The 19891-nt window shown below is 31.7% G+C and carries 23 protein-coding genes; 4 read left to right on the forward strand and 19 right to left on the reverse strand.

Going from position 1 to position 19891, the window contains the following annotated elements:
* Positions 1-8 precede the first annotated feature (8 nt).
* A complete protein-coding gene (locus U8307_RS02195; RefSeq protein ID WP_326909824.1) occupies positions 9-821 on the reverse strand; it encodes a hypothetical protein in 813 nt (270 codons plus the stop codon).
* Between the two features lie 370 nt (positions 822-1191).
* Between U8307_RS02195 and U8307_RS02200 the strand changes: the two genes are divergently transcribed.
* The gene (locus U8307_RS02200; protein ID WP_326909826.1) at positions 1192-2172 is read left to right on the forward strand and encodes an Abi family protein; all 981 of its coding nucleotides are present in this window, start codon (positions 1192-1194) and stop codon (positions 2170-2172) included.
* A 213-nt stretch (positions 2173-2385) separates the two neighbouring features.
* On the opposite strand, the gene U8307_RS02205 is transcribed toward U8307_RS02200, so the two are convergent.
* Positions 2386-3105 carry an EFR1 family ferrodoxin gene (locus U8307_RS02205; protein ID WP_326909828.1) on the reverse strand — a complete coding sequence of 240 codons (720 nt, stop codon included), beginning with the start codon at positions 3103-3105 and terminating at the stop codon, positions 2386-2388.
* Positions 3106-3363: 258 nt separating this feature from the next.
* On the opposite strand from U8307_RS02205, the gene U8307_RS02210 reads away from it, so the two are divergent.
* Together U8307_RS02210 and U8307_RS02215 are read left to right on the forward strand one after the other, a co-directional pair.
* Complete coding sequence (locus tag U8307_RS02210; RefSeq protein ID WP_326909830.1) at positions 3364-3906, forward strand: SLOG family protein; 543 nt, start codon at positions 3364-3366, stop codon at positions 3904-3906.
* Positions 3907-4046: 140 nt separating this feature from the next.
* Positions 4047-4385 (forward strand): rhodanese-like domain-containing protein, encoded by a 339-nt coding sequence (locus tag U8307_RS02215; protein WP_326909832.1) that lies wholly within the window; start codon positions 4047-4049, stop codon positions 4383-4385.
* 150 nt (positions 4386-4535) lie between these two features.
* Here U8307_RS02215 and U8307_RS02220 read toward each other — a convergent pair whose 3' ends face one another.
* The 16 genes from U8307_RS02220 to U8307_RS02295 form a co-directional block, all read right to left on the reverse strand.
* The gene (locus tag U8307_RS02220; protein ID WP_326909834.1) at positions 4536-4679 is read right to left on the reverse strand and encodes a hypothetical protein; all 144 of its coding nucleotides are present in this window, start codon (positions 4677-4679) and stop codon (positions 4536-4538) included.
* Positions 4680-4853: 174 nt separating this feature from the next.
* Positions 4854-5255: a hypothetical protein gene (locus tag U8307_RS02225; RefSeq protein WP_326909836.1), complete on the reverse strand. Its 402-nt coding sequence runs from the start codon at positions 5253-5255 to the stop codon at positions 4854-4856.
* Positions 5252-5557: a DUF2089 family protein gene (locus tag U8307_RS02230; protein WP_326909837.1), complete on the reverse strand. Its 306-nt coding sequence runs from the start codon at positions 5555-5557 to the stop codon at positions 5252-5254. Before U8307_RS02230 ends, U8307_RS02225 begins: the two co-directional genes overlap by 4 nt.
* 139 nt (positions 5558-5696) lie before the next feature.
* Complete coding sequence (locus U8307_RS02235; RefSeq protein ID WP_326909839.1) at positions 5697-6539, reverse strand: VanW family protein; 843 nt, start codon at positions 6537-6539, stop codon at positions 5697-5699.
* Between the two features lie 37 nt (positions 6540-6576).
* Positions 6577-7245 (reverse strand): DUF4367 domain-containing protein, encoded by a 669-nt coding sequence (locus U8307_RS02240; protein ID WP_326909841.1) that lies wholly within the window; start codon positions 7243-7245, stop codon positions 6577-6579.
* 14 nt (positions 7246-7259) lie between these two features.
* Positions 7260-7706, reverse strand: coding sequence for a hypothetical protein (locus tag U8307_RS02245; protein WP_326909843.1), 447 nt, complete (start codon positions 7704-7706; stop codon positions 7260-7262).
* Between the two features lie 259 nt (positions 7707-7965).
* Positions 7966-8499: an RNA polymerase sigma factor gene (locus U8307_RS02250; RefSeq protein ID WP_326909845.1), complete on the reverse strand. Its 534-nt coding sequence runs from the start codon at positions 8497-8499 to the stop codon at positions 7966-7968.
* 303 nt (positions 8500-8802) lie between these two features.
* Positions 8803-9393 (reverse strand): helix-turn-helix domain-containing protein, encoded by a 591-nt coding sequence (locus U8307_RS02255; RefSeq protein ID WP_326909847.1) that lies wholly within the window; start codon positions 9391-9393, stop codon positions 8803-8805.
* 45 nt (positions 9394-9438) lie between these two features.
* Positions 9439-10173 carry a vWA domain-containing protein gene (locus tag U8307_RS02260; protein WP_326909848.1) on the reverse strand — a complete coding sequence of 245 codons (735 nt, stop codon included), beginning with the start codon at positions 10171-10173 and terminating at the stop codon, positions 9439-9441.
* Positions 10174-10529: 356 nt separating this feature from the next.
* On the reverse strand, positions 10530-11501 hold the full coding sequence (locus U8307_RS02265; protein WP_326909850.1) for a MoxR family ATPase: 972 nt from the start codon (positions 11499-11501) through the stop codon (positions 10530-10532).
* Positions 11501-11851 carry a GIY-YIG nuclease family protein gene (locus U8307_RS02270; RefSeq protein WP_326909851.1) on the reverse strand — a complete coding sequence of 117 codons (351 nt, stop codon included), beginning with the start codon at positions 11849-11851 and terminating at the stop codon, positions 11501-11503. The genes U8307_RS02265 and U8307_RS02270 overlap by 1 nt, the downstream gene beginning before the upstream one ends.
* Positions 11852-12032: 181 nt before the next feature.
* Positions 12033-13397, reverse strand: a complete 1365-nt coding sequence (locus U8307_RS02275) for an aldehyde dehydrogenase (RefSeq protein WP_326909853.1) — start codon at positions 13395-13397, stop codon at positions 12033-12035.
* Positions 13375-15006, reverse strand: a complete 1632-nt coding sequence (locus U8307_RS02280; RefSeq protein ID WP_326909855.1) for a xylulokinase — start codon at positions 15004-15006, stop codon at positions 13375-13377. Before U8307_RS02280 ends, U8307_RS02275 begins: the two co-directional genes overlap by 23 nt.
* 30 nt (positions 15007-15036) lie before the next feature.
* A complete protein-coding gene (locus U8307_RS02285; protein WP_326909857.1) occupies positions 15037-15693 on the reverse strand; it encodes a TetR/AcrR family transcriptional regulator in 657 nt (218 codons plus the stop codon).
* A gap of 11 nt (positions 15694-15704) precedes the next feature.
* A complete protein-coding gene (locus tag U8307_RS02290) occupies positions 15705-16832 on the reverse strand; it encodes a class II aldolase/adducin family protein (protein WP_326909858.1) in 1128 nt (375 codons plus the stop codon).
* Positions 16833-16864: 32 nt separating this feature from the next.
* Complete coding sequence (locus U8307_RS02295) at positions 16865-18352, reverse strand: aspartate aminotransferase family protein (protein ID WP_326909860.1); 1488 nt, start codon at positions 18350-18352, stop codon at positions 16865-16867.
* A 185-nt stretch (positions 18353-18537) separates the two neighbouring features.
* Here U8307_RS02295 and U8307_RS02300 point away from each other — a divergent pair, with 185 nt between their 5' ends.
* Positions 18538-19071: a hypothetical protein gene (locus U8307_RS02300; protein WP_326909861.1), complete on the forward strand. Its 534-nt coding sequence runs from the start codon at positions 18538-18540 to the stop codon at positions 19069-19071.
* A gap of 60 nt (positions 19072-19131) precedes the next feature.
* On the opposite strand, the gene U8307_RS02305 is transcribed toward U8307_RS02300, so the two are convergent.
* Positions 19132-19833, reverse strand: a complete 702-nt coding sequence (locus U8307_RS02305) for a zinc metallopeptidase (protein WP_326909862.1) — start codon at positions 19831-19833, stop codon at positions 19132-19134.
* Between the last annotated feature and the right edge of the window lie 58 nt (positions 19834-19891).

The following is a 19891-nucleotide window of genomic DNA, read 5'->3' on the forward strand; positions in this document are numbered from 1 at the left end:
TATTAAGGTTAATTCTTGTTTTGGAAATTCGCATAAACTAACAGGGATATAACTAATTTTACAGTCAATATTTTTTTATTTTTTCCCTTGAATTTTAAACAATAATTACCTTTATACTTACTAACTACATCAAGAACATTTTGAGTTTTATCATTATAGATAACATTACGATTCATTTTTATACGTATTACAAAACGTTCTTTATTCTTAATAAAATATCTAAAATATTCATTTGCATCAAAGCCTCTATCTAATGTCCTTATGCATTTGTTTCCAAAATTTTCGCTAAGTGACTTTAAACATTTAATATTTTCATGAGTTTCACTGATAAATCCCTTTTCTTCTGCTGAAAATACTTTTTCATAAACGGGAAGAGGCATTTTTCTATTAGAAGTTAATACAGCAGCTTCGATTGTTTGGTACCCCTTTACTATTTTACCGGTACTACCGTCACGTACGTCAGCTAAAGCTTCTAACTTTTTACTGCATGGTTTTGCTATGTCTGAATTATCAACGACAATTACAGAATAATCATCTTTAATATTTTGTTTAACTATATCAACATAATTTTCCATAACCTGATCACCATCATCAAAATCATGAAGATTTCTTGACAAACGTTCAATAGTTTTTTTAAGAGTTATAGATTCTTTTAAAGAACGTGCAATTTCACTTAAATGAGTTTTATTTCCTTCGAGTAAACCGTAAATCATCTGTGTTAAGAACTTTATTTTAGGACGTTTTAAACCAGTAGAAATTTTATTTGAAAAATTTGAAATATCCCGTTTTAATTCATAAGCTAATCTGTTATAATTAATCATGCAAGAATGCTCCTTTGTTTAGTTTTTGGTTGCACATTAATTATAACATATAGGTGAGCATTTTTGCATTTTTTATTGTAAAATCAACAAATCTGTGTTTAACATTTTATTTTTTTTCTTAAATTGTGGATAACTAATATTATTTTCATTCTTTTATTTTAATCATGGTCTTGAAAAAATGGGGAAACTTAAATGATTACGTATACCCTAAAGTGATAAAAATACAAACATAGAAAGTAAAAGTACAGATTGAGGTTAAAGGAGCAGTTCTATAGTGTCTTTTTATGTAGGATATTGTGGACAAGGATAACGTTTATTGATATACTATATGAGGTACTTAATTTTACTTTAATTATTAATGGAGATAAAGATGGATAATGTAAAGAGTATAAACTCATTAATGGCGTATATGAGAGACAAACATAATATTGCTATAAATGGAAGCTCACAAAAAATTAAACTTAAGAATATAGGGTATTACCATGGATATAAAGGGTATCGATATATTACAAATCCATCAAACAGAATACCATACACCGATTTTAATGAGATATTGGCGATTAACAACTTTGACATGAAACTAAAAGCTAATATATATTCTCAGATAATGTTTATTGAAACAGCGTTAAAAAATTATGTATTGGAAGTGGTATTAGATAAATCAAACAGCAGTAGTTTTAATACTATCTATAATAAATTATTAACGGATTATAAAAGCTACAGTGTTGGATCTAATAATTATAAAGATTCTTTATCTCGTAGACTTAGACTGCAAGATAAAATTTACAGCACCTTAACAAAAAGCTATAGTAATGACAAAAAAGTTGTTGTCCATTTTTACAATAAGGATGCGAATGTACCAATATGGGCAATTTTTGAAGTTTTAAGTCTCGGAGAGTTCGGATCATTTGTTTCTTGCTTAGATAGAAGTGTTAAAAAACAAATATCTATGAACTTAGGACTAAACCAAGCGTGTGACTCTAATGGTAAGCTAACCCAATCAATAATATATACATTAAAAGACCTAAGAAACTCTGTAGCTCATAATGACGTTATTTTTGACACTAGATTTAAGAGTGGTTATATAAACGGTTCTCTTACTTCATGCGTGCAACAATCTACAGGAATAACTAATATTACTTTTGACAGTATTGTCGACTATATTATTTTAATTTCATATATGTTGAAGATATTAAATGTGTCTAAAACTGAAATAAACAATTTTATAAATGAGTTTGTTAATTCGGTTGAAAACCTAAGAAAACTAATTCCGATAAATATATACAATAGAATCATTCATACAGATACTAGAAACAAGATAATTGCTTTAAAGCAATATATTAAGTTATAAAAAGCAAAAAATTATTGCATATTTTAATTTATGTGGTATACTATATATAGTGAATAGCGGTGAATGTCTTCGGACATCACTTAAGGGAGTCGGATGCGTCCGGCTTTCTTTTTTTATAGGCTATGTAAATGTTATTCTTATTCAATGCAATTACAAACTATTCTGTAGGACAATAAACCAGGTGTAAACGAAAAAGCAACAAATACTATATTACTATCCTTTATCTTTGTTAATATAACGTCTTTTCCCCACAGTGTTCTTCCCATACTCAATCGCTTGTTTCGGACAGCGATGAATACATTTAAGACAGTGTTGGCACTTGTTCTTTATCCATTGTGGTTTTCCATCTATTAAATGGATTGCTTGATCTGGACATCCAATTTCACAAAGCTTGCAAGATATACATTTATCAGTTGTATAAAATAGCTTTGTTCTTCTTTGTTTTTCATATAATGTTTTAAATATCTTACCAAGTGGCATTAAGTAAAAAGGACTATGATAAGTTGAAATAGAGGACTTAATTTGTGATGCTATTGATTCTAATTCAACATCCGCTTTTTCTAATTTATCGCACACTGTTTTATCATCATCTAATTTATGCCAAACAATATAGTTTGTTTGCATAGGAAGTTGATAAACTAACGAATTTGCTGGATGAACTAGGTTTTTCACATCTCTATCGGCTGTTCCAATATAACCACCACATGTAAAAACAACAATCACTTCTTCATTATAAACCCAAGAATTTCTGTCAAAAAGATTCCGCACTATAATTGGTAAGGTCCAAAAATATAAAGGGATTACAAAAATCATCTTAGAATTCTTTTCTATTTCTGTATTATGATTAATTTCTATAGTTATTTCATTTAACAATTCTGCCAAACGCATTGCTATATGTTCACTGTTCCCTGTAGAACTAAACCAATAAATCATTATTGTAGTTCACCTCACATAAATTAGTATATTTTGATATTTATTTTATATTTAATTTAATTATATATTACAATTCCACAAATCAAAAGAAATATATGCTCATAATCCATAGAATTTTAAAAGTATATTATATAATAGTATGCAAGGTGGTGGTGTTATGAATTATAATAATGTTGTTATATAAAAGATTGACATCCTTGTAAATTCAAAATGGTATATCCACAAAAGACATGTTATATAAAGGGAGTTTATTAAATTATGGAGATTAAATTCGAAACATCTAAAACATGTTGCTTCACTGGACACAGACCGCAAAATTTACCTTTTTGGTATAATGAGAATAGTATCAATTATTTGAAAATGAAAAATATTCTTAAGAAATCAATTGTGCAGTTAATTAAAACTTATGATGTTAATCATTTTATTAGTGGTATGGCACTGGGAGTTGATCAATATGCTGCTGAAATTGTTTTAGAACTAAAGAAACAATATCCACAGATAACCTTAGAATGTGCAATACCTTGTGAAACTCAAGCAATAAAATGGACAGAAACTCAACGTGACAGATACTTTTCTATTATTGAACATTGTGATAAAGAGACTCTACTTCAAAAGCATTACACTTTTGACTGTATGGAAAAACGCAATGAATATATGGTTAATAGTAGCAGCTTTGTGATTGCAGTATGTAGCGGAAAACCTAGTGGTACTTACAAAACTATTATATTAGCTAAATTTTTAGGTAAATATATTATAGTTATTGACCCGTTTACATTAGAAGTTACTACAATTAATAGCTAATTAGCCTGTTTACATCATTCATATGTTTAAATAAATATTCCTTGGGTAGAATTTAAATATATTTAAATGAGGTAGGATGAATGATGAAAAGATTTTTTATAATACTATTTGTGATGACTATAATTTTGACAGGGTGTAATATGGATAATAATAAAACAGGTTTAAAAGACACAGCTTATAAAAAAATTAGCGCAGAGGAAGCAAAAAATATAATTGACAGTGAAGATGTTATTATATTGGATGTTCGAACACCAGAGGAATACAATGGTGGTCATATTGAAAATGCAGTATTGCTGCCAGTAACAGAAATCCCAGACAAGGCAGAGGAAATTCTTCCTGACAAAGACTCTAAAATACTTGTATATTGCAGAAGCGGAAACAGAAGTGCTACTGCAGCTAAGGATTTAATTAACATGGGTTATACTAATGTATATAATTTTGGGGGAATAATGTCCTGGCCATATGATATTGTAAAATAAATATTGAAAATAAATATAACTACTTTAACTTTTCAGTAACTTTTAAAAAATGGTATGCATATTAAAATTAGCATACCATTTTACATGTTTACTAAACTTATTTTAATATTTCTGTCTAAATCCCTAATAACAGAATCTGAAACAATAATATTATAATTCATATTTACTCCTCAGATCATTTATAACTTTGAATCCGTCTTTTGTTTTTCCTTCTGCTATTTCACTTTCTGCGACTTCTAATTTTTTATATACATTATTCATAAACATAGTCTTCTCATAAGTTTCAATACTCATTATTACCATATCTCCATAACCATTTTTAGTTATAAAAACTGGCTAAACATAAGGGTCTTGTTTTGAAGGTCATTCTACAGATTAAATATCACATGCATTTCTGTATTTTTAATTTATATTTTACAATAAAAATAATGCTATTAACTTAACTTCATATTATGCCATACCAAAAGGTTACTCTAGATCTTGGACATTCATTTTTTCAAGTTCGCTTTTTCTTTTTATATTTTCCCTACAAGCAAAATATATAGCTATTAAAATTATGGTAGGAATATTTGATATTAAAAACACTGGAGTGACCATAGCAAGCATTTCACCAATGCTTGGTTTTACTATATTATCTTCAACTTGTACTTCTTCAATTAACACCCCTTCAGCGGTTTCTGTACTAATTGATGTACTTAATGTTGTAAACATAGATATTGACAGCACAGACATAAATGAAAATATAAAACAAATCAAAGGAATAACTAAACCAAGCCATTTATTTCTTTTTTTTGATAAAAAGATTTGTAACAAGATGATACCTGCTAATATTAGCAAAAATACTATAATTATGATTGAACTATTTTTCATTTATTGTCATCCTTTCTTGCTTTTTTATATTCACTAATTAAAATCTTTGCAGTATCAAAATCAACCTTTTCGTTTACTGCAAGTCGCTTAATTAAGGCAATATATGGTTCACTTGCAGTATCTTCACTAATTTGAATTTTTTGAATTAGCTTATCAAGTCTAAGTCGTACAGTAGGATATGTAACACCATATTGTTTTGCAATCTCTTTTAAAGAACCAGATGCCATTATAAATTTTTTCATAAATGAAATATCTTCATCATCAAGATTAACCATCCATTCTGGAACTACTTCTATTGACATATTAAACCCTCCTTTAATAAAATTAATTATACCCTTTAATATTGTTAAAGTCAATATTAAAATATTTTTAAACAAAAAGTGTAAGCATTGAATTTTATCCATAATAAAAGAATGCAAAACTTGTTGTGATTTTGCACTCTTAATTCATTATAATATCACTTGATTCTAAAAATGGTGAATACATCATCAATGCATGATTTTGAGTTATATATTCTTCATCCATTAAAATTCCATCAATGGAATACCTTCTGCGATAAAGTTCATTGTGCCTGCTACACCCACCCCAGAACTCGCTCTTAAACTGATGATTTTTTTCTAAAATTTCATATTTATAAATAGGTTTACTATTACTTAACCAACTTCCTTCTAGATAAAACTTTCCAACTTTAACTTTTAATTGAAAGCACTCATCGGTATCATTTCTTATCATTAAATCTCTATATGGAAAAACACATGTAGCTCCGCTTCCAAATGGTTGAGTACGGTTAGAATCAGGAAAAACATCAAAAGAATGTCTATAACGTTCAACAACTGTCAGTGGAGTATGCAGAGTCATCCAATAAATCAAATTAGAAAGCTGACATAAACCGCCTCCTATTCCCATAGTAAAGGTACCACAATATAATACCATACCAGGAACATATCCTTTTTTAGCAGAAGGTTTCCCAATAAGTTTCCAATAACTGAAAGTTTCTCCAGGTCTAATTACAATACCATCAAGTTTATTTACTGCCAACTTAAGATTAATAATTTTATTATATTGATATTGCATATCTACATCTTTTAGTTCTCTCAATAGTGGAGTTTTATGAGAAAAATAAACACATTCTAAATTCTTTTCACTTCGGTTATCAGCAAACTTAAACTTTCCTGAAAACCATAGAATATATCGAGCTAAAGAATAATATATTTTACCGGCTATTAATCGAATTTTACTTCGTTTAATTGGTTTTAAACTATTTTGAGTATCAGTATTATTCAAGTTTTGCTCCTCCTATAATTGTCTAATTATTATTATTTTATTTTCTAACATATAAAGATTCAGCTATCTTTATTATTTCTTCCCTGGTTTCATAGCCGCTAATCAGGTGTACATAACGGTTGTCATTAATGATTATTGTGGTGAGTCCTCTTTTAGTATATATTATTCCATTCATTTTGTTTATTGTTATATCTTCAGTAGTTATTCCCTCTGTATCGACTGCCATGCTAACACTTAATGTAAATTGCTCAACCATAATTTCCTGTTCATTTTCATTGGAGTAAACCATAAAATGCATCAGTTTCATATCTTCTTCTTCTAACAGAGTATATCCGTCAGGAATATATGAAGGTACGTAAACATCTTCAATTGTTTCAGGTACTTCAATATTTTCTTCATTATTGAATAGAATTTCCGAAAATTCAGTATATATTTTTTCCGTCAACTTTATTACAGGAAGTCTTAACGCTTCAACACTCATTGACGCTGCTATAATAATTATAATTAATGATGCTGCCACAATACTTCTTCTAACTCTGAATTTATTTATATTTACATATTTTATATTTGCTTTCCTTATTAAATGCTTCATTTTTTGTTTAAATTCAGAAGAAAAATTGTGATAATCTTTTAAATCCGAAGGAATGGCTTCTAATTCTCTTTTCATTGATATTTCTAACGCTTCTGTTAATAATTCATTAGCCATGTCGAACCACCTTTCTAATATTTTAAATCAGTTTCTTTCAGCATTTCAAAAGCTTCAAAGTTCTCAAGACTAATATAATCTTTCAATTCTTTTCTTCCACAAATAAGCTCCCTAAGCAGCTCATCATAAGAATAATCTACTATAGGTATATTATCTGATACTTTATATCCTAACATATCTTTCCAAATAATTACAGCTCTGTTTATAGGTTTAAGTTTTAATAAGGCATTTTGAATTCCTTTAAAATTATCATTATAATGTGAGCTTGGTGTATTAAGGAATATTCTTATTAATTCTAAAATTGTTAACTTAAAACTACTTTCTATAACCTTATAATCTTCGCTCAATTCTATAATAGTATTAATAATTGCTGATGTAGCTATTTCCCCGGCAATTTCTTTATCACCAGTTAGCCTAAAAGCAATTGTATAAACTTTTCTAAAAAATATTTCCATTTTCATAAGCTCCCCTATCTAATATATTGTTAAGAAATTCATAATAATATTTTCCCTATACTATATAAACAATTTAAAAGCAGTTTTGGGGACAAAATTTATTAAAAAATTTACAATTATTTTCTAGTTAAGATAGCTCTTAAAATTATGTTACCATCTATTGAAATTAGTATATAAATAAAAAAGACATTTCACTTGCCTATCGACATCAGAAACATCCTCTATTTCATACCTATAAACTCATCCTTTTAGGAAGTCATATATGTTAAAACACCACATTAATATTCTCAAGTAACTTTTGTCTTCCTCTTTGAAGTCTTTTTTTTACTGTTTCATTTGAAACGTTTATCAATCCCGATATTTCCTGTGTTTTTAAATCCTCAACATATGTTAAATATAAAACATCCTTATAAATTATTGGCAAACTCATAATTTTTTCAACAATGAAATCAAAGGATAATTTTGATAGTACCTCATCTTCAAGATTTAAATCATCTTTTGTATTTTCTACAAAACCATCAATATCTACAATGTTTTTTTGTTTTTTCAGCATATTTAAAGAAATATTTCGAACTATAATAACAACATATCCCTTAGTTCTATTACTATTAACTTCCGATATGTTGTCCATATTTTTGGCGATTTTAATAAATGCATTATGAACGGCATCTTCTGATAAATAATCATCCTTTAAAATGCTTTTCGCCACATAAAACATTATATGCCTATAATAATTATATATTTGTTCAAATTTGCTTTTCTCTTGTTCTGTGTCTAGTAGATTTAAATAAATAAGCATTTCTACCTCTTTTGTTTACTTAATACTATTCAGCACTAATCTAATAATAAATTTATCAAGTATATGTAATATTACTTTTGTATTATACTTCATTTTATCCTCTTCTTTAATTATATTACTATTACAACTATATTATATAATTTTTCATTGTATCGGTCAATACAATATTTTCCAATTCATCACACAACCAACATTTTCCTAATGTGAACAAGGTAATTTAGAGGTGGGGCAATCCTTGAAAAGGCAAGTACTTTTTCATTTGATTTCTACATTCAATGGAATTCTATTTTGTTTTTCTTTCAATTAATCTAAAATTGATTGTTCCCATAATCCATGATGATTACAATATGCATAAAGTTTGCCATTGCCGCGCATTATAGGAAATCTTACTGCAGAAGTTTGTTCTGGATATAACTTATTCAAAAAAACCTTATCATCTGCAACATAGGCTACAAAAGAAATATAATGAGATTTTCGCATCTCATGGTCAAAGGAAATATAGTAATCAATATCCATCACCTGTACATCCATACTATGTTCCTTTACTTCCTTTGGAATCAATGCAGTTAACTTCCTACCGCAACAGAAGATAGAGGCAGGACTTGTGCTAACTAAAATATTGCCACATAAGGGACACACATAGAATTTAACTTTGCGTATATTTCCATGGTCAGGTGAATTTGGGTTAAGCTCTCCTTCTAGCATCTTCTGAATGTCTGCACCAAGGATACTTGACAATTCAGACCAAAGTGAAGCATCAGGACAACCCATACCACATTCCCATTTAGATATGGTTTTGTTACTAATATTTAGTGCATCTGCTACATTCTTTTGTGTTAAACCCTTCTCTTTACGTAACTGTAGAATTAGTTTTCCAACTTTTGCACAATCCATCTAATTCACCTCCATTAATGAACAACTTATATCTTAATTAGAATATCATCTACTCAAATATCTTGCAATTATTTTTACCAATTGTATAGGAAATTGACTTAAATCAGTTATATCAAGAAAAGATTCTTTACCATAAATATCACAGATTGTATCTTTATCCTGTCCAATAGCAGCTGCCAAAAATGTAATTCCTTTTCGTCTATATTCCTTTAACACCATTTGCATATCACTAATCGCCACATCACCCGAATAATCTGGCATGGCTTTGGGCTGCCCATCACTGATGCTTATCATTAACTTCGTTTGTTCTTTTGCCATTAACAATTTTTCAGCCAAAATCCGTATAGCCATTCCGTCACGATTATTACTTCTACCTTTTATATTCATTAATCTAAAGCGATCATCCTGTTCTAAATGTACGAAATCACAATAAGCATATAGTGACATCTGTTCCAGTGATGAACGATCAGCTGTATCCCCATAAATAATTATAGGAATCTTACACCATTCACAAAACTCATAGACAGCTATAGCAGCACATTTTGCCGCTTCTAATCTCCCAAACGCAGACATAGATGCTGATTCATCAATACGTAAGGCAACCACCAATGATGGGGATTCATCAGGAGGGAGTTTTTTTGTAAAGTATCTGAAATCTTTCTTCGCAATACTATCAGCATTGAAATGACTACCATATAAATGATTTTTAGAAACAGAAGTTGAATTTTCATGTATCAATAATGGCATTGTTTTTCGGACAAGTTCACTGACTACCGGCATTAATTCACTATACAACTTATAATATTTTTCTTTCAATTCTGGCGAAATCTCCGGTCGATGAACGATTAATTTAATTCCCTGATGATTCGTACCTGAAACTATATCACGAATACTCTTGTTTAGCTGTTTTCTGAAAGCTTGTTCCTCTTGTTTCTTTTCTTGTTCCGTGGTTTCTAATTGATGATAATAAGGATTGCCATCTTCACCCATATCAGTACTTATAGTAGTTTGTGTATCCTCTGAATTTTTATTATAATGCCCTTCACTATCGGCTGACTTTCTAAGTGGAATTGCATCTTCACTTATTGGAACATCATCCGTGTCACTTATTGTTCCATCATCCCAAGTATGAATCTCTATAGCATCTTTATTCTGTTTTTTTTTTCGTGGTTTGAAATCTCATCTAACTCTTCCATTATCCCTTGCTTTGAAAGCGACTCTTCTAATATTTTAATTTCATCAGAATCTGTTGTTATTTTATAAATTACTTTTTGGTACAAAGATTCTATTATATCAATACCATTAGCTACGGAATCTATCCAGAAAAAATATGAGCGCATTCCAGCAACTCCTTTAATTGCATTAGCTCTTGCAGTTTCATCCAAAATAATTATGACATTTGCCAACAATTTTAAAACTTGCTCATCTTTATATCCTGTCTTAGCTATAGCACGCTCTATCATTACCTCAATAGAAGGCAAATCCATTTTTTCAACATGTTGAATACGATCTCGAAGTGCTTCATTAAGAAGACGGGTTCCATTATATCCTCTATTTGTAGTAATTACCGCTATAAAGTCAGGGTGACGCTTAATTATGCGTGTTGGTAGATTTATCGTTCCATCCGGCTCCAAAGCAGAGTTTAATGCCATAAGAACAGCAGCATCACGAATAACAGTTGGTTCTTGAATCTCCAATAGATATCCATTTTCAAAAGCTCGCACAATTTCTGATGGATAAAAGTTGTACGAAACATCTTTCTCATCTATTTGAGATTGTTCTTCTCCTGAAAGGACTGGTAAAATAGCGCCGATGATATCTGACTTATCCATATCAGCAAAACATGTAACCTTTGTATATGGTAAACCAAAATTGGCCGATAATGCCTTAGCCATCTCAGTCTTTCCTGATCCTGCATCTCCTTCTAATAGAATATTTGTTATTTTCATCTCTGTATTATTCCAATTTCTCTTTATTTCATTGCTAACACGAATTTCTTGTTCACTAATTTTATGTGATAATGGTTTTTTCCAGACAAGCTTTTTCTCTTCTTCTGTCAACTGTCTACTTGGTGATAAAATCCATTGCCTGTTCATATTATTTTCCATTATTTAATTCTCCTTACGTTAGGTATGCTCCTAAATTTACGTTCATAAAGTGCTTCTAATTCCTCAGTATAGTCATCTTTATCTTTGTCTTTTTCGTCATAAGGTAAAACTTCAAGTACCCCTACTTCAAAGCTATTTTCTTTATAATCATTCCATAACTTTTGCATTATTGGGTTAGGGTGTAAGTTTCCTCTCAACTTAAAACTATTGCTATTAATACTAGCTTTTGTATCCTTTGAAATATCTATAAATATATCCCCTGTTAATTTACATTTAAAATATATAATTCCCATTTCAGGTTTTCTATACTTGTATTTTAATAAAAGTTTCTTTTTCATATTTTCATTCATTTTTTTCACCTCCATGTTATTATAGCCACCTTCTTTTTTAATAACAATCCACGCTCCGTAGACTGACCTAGTTAACTGATATACGTGAACTCGTTCAGCTAAAGCTAAACATCGAGGCTTCAGAAAATGACTTACCTTTCAAAAGTAAGTCATTTACATAACAATTGATGTATTTTTTGATTTATTTCAAAAAAATACGGAGCAACTTATCCTTCAACTTCGAATATGGCCTGTATCGTATTGGAATATCAAGCCAAGTTGCCTTTTTTACAATACTTCTATAATGAGTAAATGTATCAAAACTTCTTTTTCCGTGATAGCTTCCCATACCTGAATTTCCTACGCCACCAAAACCCATGTTAGAATTGGCAAGGTGAATAATGGTATCATTAATACAACCTCCCCCAAAAGAACATATATCTAACACATACTTTTCAACAGAGGAATCGTTGGTAAACAAGTACAGTGCCAATGGTTTTGGGTTGTTCATGATGTAATCTGTGCATTCTGAGATATGGATGAAGGAAATCATAGGGAGAATAGGGCCAAATATTTCTTCCTGCATAATAGGCGAATCAAGTGGCACCTCATCCAACAATGTGGGTTCCACAAACCTTCTTTCCTGATCGGTATTTCCACCTGAAACAATCTTTCCGCTCTCTAATAATCCTGATACTCTCTTAAAATGTTTCTCGTTAATTATTGTATTCATATCCGTCATCCTACCATTAGGAAAAAATTCTTGCAAAGCAGACTTATACCATTTTATAAACTCATCCTTTACATCTCTGTGTATAAATAAATAATCCGGTTCCACACAGGTCTGCCCCGCATTAAGTACTTTTCCGAATGCAATCCGTCGTGCAGCAACCTTTAAATTTGCTGTTTTATCAACAATAACCGGACTTTTTCCGCCAAGCTCCAGTGTTATTGGTGTAAGATACCTTGCTGCGCTCTCCATTACAAGACGTCCAACCGCTGGGCTTCCTGTAAAAAATATATAATCAAACTTTTCTTCCAACAATGCCCTGTTCTGATCTCTACCACCTTCTACAACAGCTATATATTCTTCAGGAAATATCATTCTTAAAATTTGGGCAATTGCCTTGCTTGTGGCTGGAGCATATGCTGATGGCTTAACTACAGCGGTACATCCAGCTGAAATAGCACCAATTAATGGTAGAAGACATAACTGTATAGGATAATTCCATGGAGACATAATCAATGCTACTCCATAGGGCTCCGGAGATATAAATGATTTAGCTGGAAACTGTGCAATAGATGTGGAAACCCTTTTATTACGCATCCATCTAGACAGATGTCGAATATGAAAACTTAACTCTTCTAATACCATCCCAATTTCTGTCATGTAAACTTCCGTAGGGCATTTATTCATATCATTTTTCATTGCTTCATTAAATAAGCTTTCATATTCTTTAATCACACTTTGTAATTTTTGCAGCATTGATAATCTAAACTCATAGCTTTTAGTACTGCCCTTTTGAAAATAATTCCTTTGCTTTTCAACTAAACTGCGAAAGTTCATTTTTAGACACCTCAACACTCTTATGTAAATCTTTAAAGTTTCTTTTATTGCACTTATAAAGTCTCTTAAATACCTGAAAATTCCTATCATACATGACTTTTGTTCTTCTTTGAGGAACAAAAATGTGTTCTGCTGTAACATAGTCTTTTATAGATTTTAGGTCTGGAATAATTCCCAAACTAACTCCCATAACTGCTGCTGCACCTACAGAACCCACGTTCTGTGGATTTGTTGTAACATCAATTTTATGACCTGTTATATCAGCCAAAATTTGACCAGTTATAGTTGATAGAGCTCCTCCTCCTACAAACCTTATTGTATCAGAAACCTTTATTTTTTTCTCCTGACACTCAAGCATCCATCTCAAATGATAGCAAATACCTTCTACCACAGCTCTAATAAGTTCAGTCTTTCCTGTATTAATTGTAATATTGAAAAACATCCCAGAGGCATTAGGGTCTTCAAAAGGACATCTATTTCCGTGAAGCCAAGGTGTAAAAATTACGCCTCCAGCTCCTGGCTCAACCATGTTTATGGTCTCCATCAGATAGTCATATAAATTAGTATAAATTGTTTCTTGGCTTTCTGCCACATTTTTCTTATCCAAATAAATACCTATTTCATCCAAAGCAAGATGATCCTTAACCCACTCAAGACATTTTCCGGCGGTTTCCATTTCAGCAAAATAATTAAAATTTTCACTTTGTGCTCCAACAATTGCAGCAATCATATTGAATACATCAACTTTTTGTTTGTCTACAATTGTTGAAACCCATCCAGAAGTTCCCAAGTATATATGAGTATCTCCAGTCTCAACACATCCAGCTCCAATTCCTATAAGAGATGCATCTCCTCCACCGCCAAAAACGGGTATGCCTGGTACAAGACCCAAATCTGCTGACGATTTTTGAGTAAGACATCCTGCTTGGTCTGTGGATTTTATTACATTAGGTAAATGCTGCATATTGATGCCATACATTCTGCACAGTGATTTACTCCAACCTCTTTTTCCATTTCTGGTATCATAGAGAAGTGATGCAAATGCTGAATCTTCTGTCATAACAAATTGTCCGGTGCACCTATAAATTAAGTATTCTTTTACATCCAGCCATTTATATATTCTTTCAAAATTTTGCGGTTCGTTATGCTCTACCCATTTGTACTTCCAGACAGGATCTTTCACGCTAGTAGATGCTGCTCCTGATATTATAAGACTTTTTGCTAGCTTAAAAACATTGCCTCCTGCAATTTGGATTCCATGTGTTATTCCTTCTTTTATTTCTTTAACTGCACGTTGGTCCATATAGCTCATTGGTTTTCTGACAGTTATACCGTTTTCATCAACTAAAACAAGCCCCTGCATTTGAGAGCAAAAAGATATCCCTACTATTTCCGATGGATTAATGCTAGTGATATCAAACAATTTTTTTGTGGTAGTGCACATAGCACTCCACCATTCACCTTCATCTTGTTCTGCTCCACCGTTCTCGACAATATAAAGGCCGTATCCTTCATGAACACCGGCTATCAGCTCTATTTTTTTGTCAATACCAAAAAGGCAGGTTTTTACACCTGTAGTTCCTATATCATAAGCAATTACATATTTCATAATTTATCCTTTTCTACGTGCATCTGCACGTTAACTACTTTTATGAACAATCTCAGACTTAGAAAAAGTAAATGCTGATTCCAAAAATTTTAGTAATTCAGTAACGACCTTTTCTTCATCATTCAAAAAATCTTCTCCACAGTATATCTTTGCCCTTTCTAAATAATAATCACAACAGTATGAAAACTGTAGCATAGTAAGCAGATTATCAAAGAAAAATGCAAACATTCTTGGATTAATATCACTTCTTATGTCTCCGTCCTTTATAGCCTTTTCGATAAACTCTGTATATACTTTTGCTGTCAGACTTTCTATTTCTTTAGCATAAAGCAGTGCATATTTTTTACCACTACCGGAAGTAATAGCATTATACATTTTAATATAATTATTATATTCTCTTGAACAACGCTGCACTGCTCGTATCATTTTTTCCGCACGAACCAAAATCTTGTCCTCACATACAACAACGTCATGCAATACTGATTCTAAGACACTGAGACTTTTTTTAAGGCAAGCTTGAAAAAAAACTTCTTTATTTTCATAATACTTATAAAGTACTCCTACACTAATATTGGCTTTCTTGGCAATCAAATTGACATTTGCACCATCCAAGCCTTTCTCAGCAAATTCTTCTATTCCAACTTCAAGAACCTCTGCCAATTTATCTTCTGTCAGTTTTTTTAACATACTTAACCTCTCTATCTTTTCATCTTCGAATATTTAGTTATATAGAAAAATCGTTGAACATATGCATCAGCTATGCTTATATGGTCTGTAATATTCAGTGCTGAAGCATATAAATCTGCCGCACACCCTTTTCTTAGAATCATGGACGCTGCTTCTGTATCGCTTTTTGTCGCACCTGTGCAAAGAGCACCTTCATTCTCCAATAAAACAGCATTTTTATTCTTTAATTCTTTTGAGATAGCTTTCATATTTATTAATCCTTTTTTCACTGTCTTTATATTTACACCAACAATCTGTGCAAGGTCATCTAAAAATGGTCTTAAAACCTTTCCTGTACTGCTAACTTTTACTACCTCTTCATCAGTAGAATGAATAATATGACCTGCATTACCTAATTTATAAATGTCAGCATGCAATAAAGCCACTTTTGGGGTATCTTTAGGCAGTTCATCTATCCTATATTCAAAAGTCTTACCGTCGCATTCCAAAATAAATGTGTCTTCTTTTCGCCAGCTCTTTCCGTAATCAAGAATTTGTGTAATTTGCTCTTTATCATCTCCACATGCAGTTTCATACATCTCTTTTGCCATCTTTTCAAGAGTCAGTGCAATTTCAAAAGAATGTTCAAGGTTAAAGCCCATACAAATTGTTCCGTGATTCTTCATTAGTATAGATTGACTTTCAGGATAATTACTTATAGCTTCTGCCACTCTTTTGCGCAGTTTCTTCGTTGACGATATTCCGTAAGCCGCACAGTGAACTTTGTCTCCCAAAATTCTTTTATATTCATCATTATGCACCTCAATATCTTTTCCTTCTATGCTGAGTACAGATGCCATTACTTGATGAGTATGAATTATAAAGTTAACTTCTGGACACAACCGGTAGATATCTGCGTGTATTCCTTTTTCGCTTGAAGGTTTTATGTTTCCATCATAGGAGCAATCTGCAATATTTACCACAACTATTTGTTCCGGTGTCAACGTTTCATAAGCCAAACCGCTTGGAGTTATTGCAAATTTTTTATCTGAAGTCCTTGCACTAATATTCCCCCATGTCCTTGCTATAAGACCGCTTTCTGCCAGCATTTTTCCAGCGCTAATTACTAGTTCTTTTGCTTTTTCTATTGAATATTCCATATTTACTCCTATCTATGTTTTTAATCACATCTTCAAGAAATATCTATAGGTCCACATTTAGATAAAACTCTGTCAAATCTCACTAATACATCATCAATCATTTCTTCTGTATAAGCGGCACTTGTATATAGTCTTGAACCAGCTAATGTTACAATTCCTTCTGCCATATATGCGGCTCCCATATGCTCCATTTCTTTTTGACGGATACTTGTTTCTTTTAAAACATTTGGTATTTTCCACGGCCTTTTCCATTCTACGCAAAAATGCATGGTTCCTGCATTATCCAAATGACAAATAGAACCTTGATTAAAAGCCACAAAAGGCAGATTATATTTTTCAATCATTGCCTGTAGACCATTAGTCAGACGATCACCCATACGTCCAGCAACTTCACAGGCATTAGTCTTCTCAATCTCACATAGTGTATAATACCCTGCTACACAAGATATAGGAGTTGCCGCCATTGTACCACCACACATGGCCTTAGGCACTTTTTTGCCTGATGAATCAAGTCCTGCACCCAAATGAGCCATACAATCCTTGTGACCTCCTACTCCACCTGCACCGGGATAACCTCCAGCTATTATCTTCCCAAAGACTGTCAAATCAGGGTCAACGTCAAAATATCCTTGAGCTCCACTCATTCCAATACGAAATCCAGTAACTACTTCATCAAATATTAAAAGCGCTCCATATTTATGAGCTAATTTCTCCACTCCCTTTATAAACTCCTTAGAAACAGGTCGAGTTCCACTTTCTGGCCCCATAGGTTCAATATATACGGCTGCAGTACCTCCAAACATTTTATTCTTTCTTAATTTTCTTTCTAAGTCCTCAAGGTCATTAGGGAAGAATTCATCTGTATGCTTAAATACAAAATTAGGTACACCCTTTGACATAAGACCTTTTGTCCCTGGAACGCGCATGCCGTATGCAAGCTGGTCAGACCATCCATGATATGCTCCTCCCATTTTCAATATATTTTTCTTTCCTGTTTTCAACCGTGCTATACGAGCAGCACACATACATGCTTCAGTTCCAGAACCCAACATACGAAACATTTCAACAGACGGCACCATCTCTGACATTTTCTTTGCCAACTTATATTCATATTCATGAAAAAGTCCAGTTGAAGGACCGCATGTGTTCAATAGTTCTATAACCTGCTCTCTTACAGCAGGAGGGTTGCTGCCTAAAATCGTTGGTCCACCAGCCTGTAATAGGTCGTAATACCAATTTCCATCAACATCATACAATTTTGCTTTTTCAGCTTTCGTTATTACAATAGGAAAAGGATAATTAAACGCCAGATTATGTTGTACTCCACCAGGAATTATTTCTCTAGCTTCATCAATCATAGACTTGGATTTAGTACATTTCTTATTAAAATAGTTTTCAACATAATCATTCAGAGATGATTTCTGAATTGAATACACCGGCTTTCTGATTAATTCATCAAGTTGTTTGGTAACCTTTTCCGCATCAAGATAATTATCAATAGCAAATCCGTTGTAAGCCATTGTTATACGCCTCCTTTTCTCGTGAATTTATATTCACGTCTTATATATATTATATGATTCCATTAATTTCCTGTCAATAAGAATTTCATATTATTAAATTTAATACCTTTTATTTCTATCGTAATATAAGATAACCTTAATATTTTTTATTATTAGCCGATATAGTTTTTAAGGAGGAGTAAATTATGATAAATAAAATAAATTCAGTTAAATCATCATTAGCTGAAAAAGCAAATAACAAAAATGCTGTAGATAACGCTGAAAATGACATAAAACGCTCTGACTCATCAATAAAAGGATATAAAAAATATGAAAAGTATGACAGTATAAAAATAAATAAGCTTATCTCAGACAATGAAAAAAGAATAAATGAATTTAAAGAAACAATACGCAGAATGATTGTAAAACAAGGTGAAAAATCCAACTTAACCTTGTTTGGAAAAAACCTAAATGTTTCTATTGAAGATTCACAAAAAGCAGCAAAATCCATAGCAGATGGCGGAGAGTATTCTATTGATGCAGTGGCTACAAGAATAATTGATATGGCAAAAGCTTTATCTGGAGGAGATAAATCTAAAATCGGATTATTGAAATATGCTGTTAAAAAGGGTTTTAAAGAAGCAGGATTAGAATTTAATAATGGAGCAGGACTTCCTGATATATGTAACAAAACCTACGACGAAATCATGAAACGATTTGATGAATGGGAAAAAGAATAATTATTAAAAAGGATGCCTCGAAACTATAGACTAAGGGCATCCTTTTTTAATTTTAAAATTTTATCTTCTTCTATTTCTAATTAAAATCAATCTCATAAGTTGTGCTAATCCACTCGCCATAGCTGCCACGTAAGTTAAAGCTGCTGCTCTAAGTACATTCTGTACTCCCCTTTTTTCTTCATCAACAATAAATCCATTATCATCAAGCATCTCTAATGCTCTTCTACTTGCATTAAACTCTACTGGAAGAGTAATAAGTTGAAAGACGACGGCTGTTCCAAATAGAAAGATTCCTATATCCATTAAACCTCCAAGGTTAGGGATTAATAACCCAATCATAATAAAACCCCAAGCAGCTGAAGAACCAAATCTTGCAACAGGAAAAACCATATTCCTTAAGGATAATGGTATATAGCCATTTGAATGCTGTATAGCATGCCCTACCTCATGGGCTGCCACACTAGTAGAGGTAATAGAACTTCCTTGATATACTTCACCTGATAACCTTAGAACACGTTTTGTAGGGTCATAATGATCACCTAATTGTCCCTTTGCAAATTCAATAGGTATATCCCGTAAACCATTTCTATCTAAAAGCATTCTGGCAACTTGCGCTCCTGTGTAACTCCTTCGTGTTGGTACATTTAAATACTTCCCAAAGCTAGATTTTACTTTACTTTGAGCATACAAGGTAAATATTATTGCTGGTATCAAAATAATCATTGTTGGATCAAATGGGAAAAAACCATATTGATTAAACATTTTATATCACTCCTTTTTCTATATAACAAAAACCTTAAAAGTAAGTTTGTTTACACCA

The sequence above is a fragment of the Sedimentibacter sp. MB31-C6 genome (assembly GCF_035934735.1).
Lineage (GTDB): Bacteria > Bacillota > Clostridia > Tissierellales > Sedimentibacteraceae > Sedimentibacter.

What these genes read in the sequence shown, in the direction of transcription:
- U8307_RS02195 (WP_326909824.1), bottom strand. Translation starts at nt 821, where the DNA reads ATGATTAATTATAACAGATTAGCTTATGAATTAAAACGGGATATTTCA.
- U8307_RS02200 (WP_326909826.1), top strand. Translation starts at nt 1,192, where the DNA reads ATGGATAATGTAAAGAGTATAAACTCATTAATGGCGTATATGAGAGAC.
- U8307_RS02205 (WP_326909828.1), bottom strand. Translation starts at nt 3,105, where the DNA reads ATGATTTATTGGTTTAGTTCTACAGGGAACAGTGAACATATAGCAATG.
- U8307_RS02210 (WP_326909830.1), top strand. Translation starts at nt 3,364, where the DNA reads ATGGAGATTAAATTCGAAACATCTAAAACATGTTGCTTCACTGGACAC.
- U8307_RS02215 (WP_326909832.1), top strand. Translation starts at nt 4,047, where the DNA reads ATGGATAATAATAAAACAGGTTTAAAAGACACAGCTTATAAAAAAATT.
- U8307_RS02220 (WP_326909834.1), bottom strand. Translation starts at nt 4,679, where the DNA reads ATGAGTATTGAAACTTATGAGAAGACTATGTTTATGAATAATGTATAT.
- U8307_RS02225 (WP_326909836.1), bottom strand. Translation starts at nt 5,255, where the DNA reads ATGAAAAATAGTTCAATCATAATTATAGTATTTTTGCTAATATTAGCA.
- U8307_RS02230 (WP_326909837.1), bottom strand. Translation starts at nt 5,557, where the DNA reads ATGTCAATAGAAGTAGTTCCAGAATGGATGGTTAATCTTGATGATGAA.
- U8307_RS02240 (WP_326909841.1), bottom strand. Translation starts at nt 7,245, where the DNA reads ATGGCTAATGAATTATTAACAGAAGCGTTAGAAATATCAATGAAAAGA.
- U8307_RS02245 (WP_326909843.1), bottom strand. Translation starts at nt 7,706, where the DNA reads ATGAAAATGGAAATATTTTTTAGAAAAGTTTATACAATTGCTTTTAGG.
- U8307_RS02250 (WP_326909845.1), bottom strand. Translation starts at nt 8,499, where the DNA reads ATGCTTATTTATTTAAATCTACTAGACACAGAACAAGAGAAAAGCAAA.
- U8307_RS02255 (WP_326909847.1), bottom strand. Translation starts at nt 9,393, where the DNA reads ATGGATTGTGCAAAAGTTGGAAAACTAATTCTACAGTTACGTAAAGAG.
- U8307_RS02260 (WP_326909848.1), bottom strand. Translation starts at nt 10,173, where the DNA reads ATGCCGGTAGTCAGTGAACTTGTCCGAAAAACAATGCCATTATTGATA.
- U8307_RS02265 (WP_326909850.1), bottom strand. Translation starts at nt 11,501, where the DNA reads ATGGAAAATAATATGAACAGGCAATGGATTTTATCACCAAGTAGACAG.
- U8307_RS02270 (WP_326909851.1), bottom strand. Translation starts at nt 11,851, where the DNA reads ATGAATGAAAATATGAAAAAGAAACTTTTATTAAAATACAAGTATAGA.
- U8307_RS02275 (WP_326909853.1), bottom strand. Translation starts at nt 13,397, where the DNA reads ATGAACTTTCGCAGTTTAGTTGAAAAGCAAAGGAATTATTTTCAAAAG.
- U8307_RS02280 (WP_326909855.1), bottom strand. Translation starts at nt 15,006, where the DNA reads ATGAAATATGTAATTGCTTATGATATAGGAACTACAGGTGTAAAAACC.
- U8307_RS02285 (WP_326909857.1), bottom strand. Translation starts at nt 15,693, where the DNA reads ATGTTAAAAAAACTGACAGAAGATAAATTGGCAGAGGTTCTTGAAGTT.
- U8307_RS02290 (WP_326909858.1), bottom strand. Translation starts at nt 16,832, where the DNA reads ATGGAATATTCAATAGAAAAAGCAAAAGAACTAGTAATTAGCGCTGGA.
- U8307_RS02295 (WP_326909860.1), bottom strand. Translation starts at nt 18,352, where the DNA reads ATGGCTTACAACGGATTTGCTATTGATAATTATCTTGATGCGGAAAAG.
- U8307_RS02300 (WP_326909861.1), top strand. Translation starts at nt 18,538, where the DNA reads ATGATAAATAAAATAAATTCAGTTAAATCATCATTAGCTGAAAAAGCA.
- U8307_RS02305 (WP_326909862.1), bottom strand. Translation starts at nt 19,833, where the DNA reads ATGTTTAATCAATATGGTTTTTTCCCATTTGATCCAACAATGATTATT.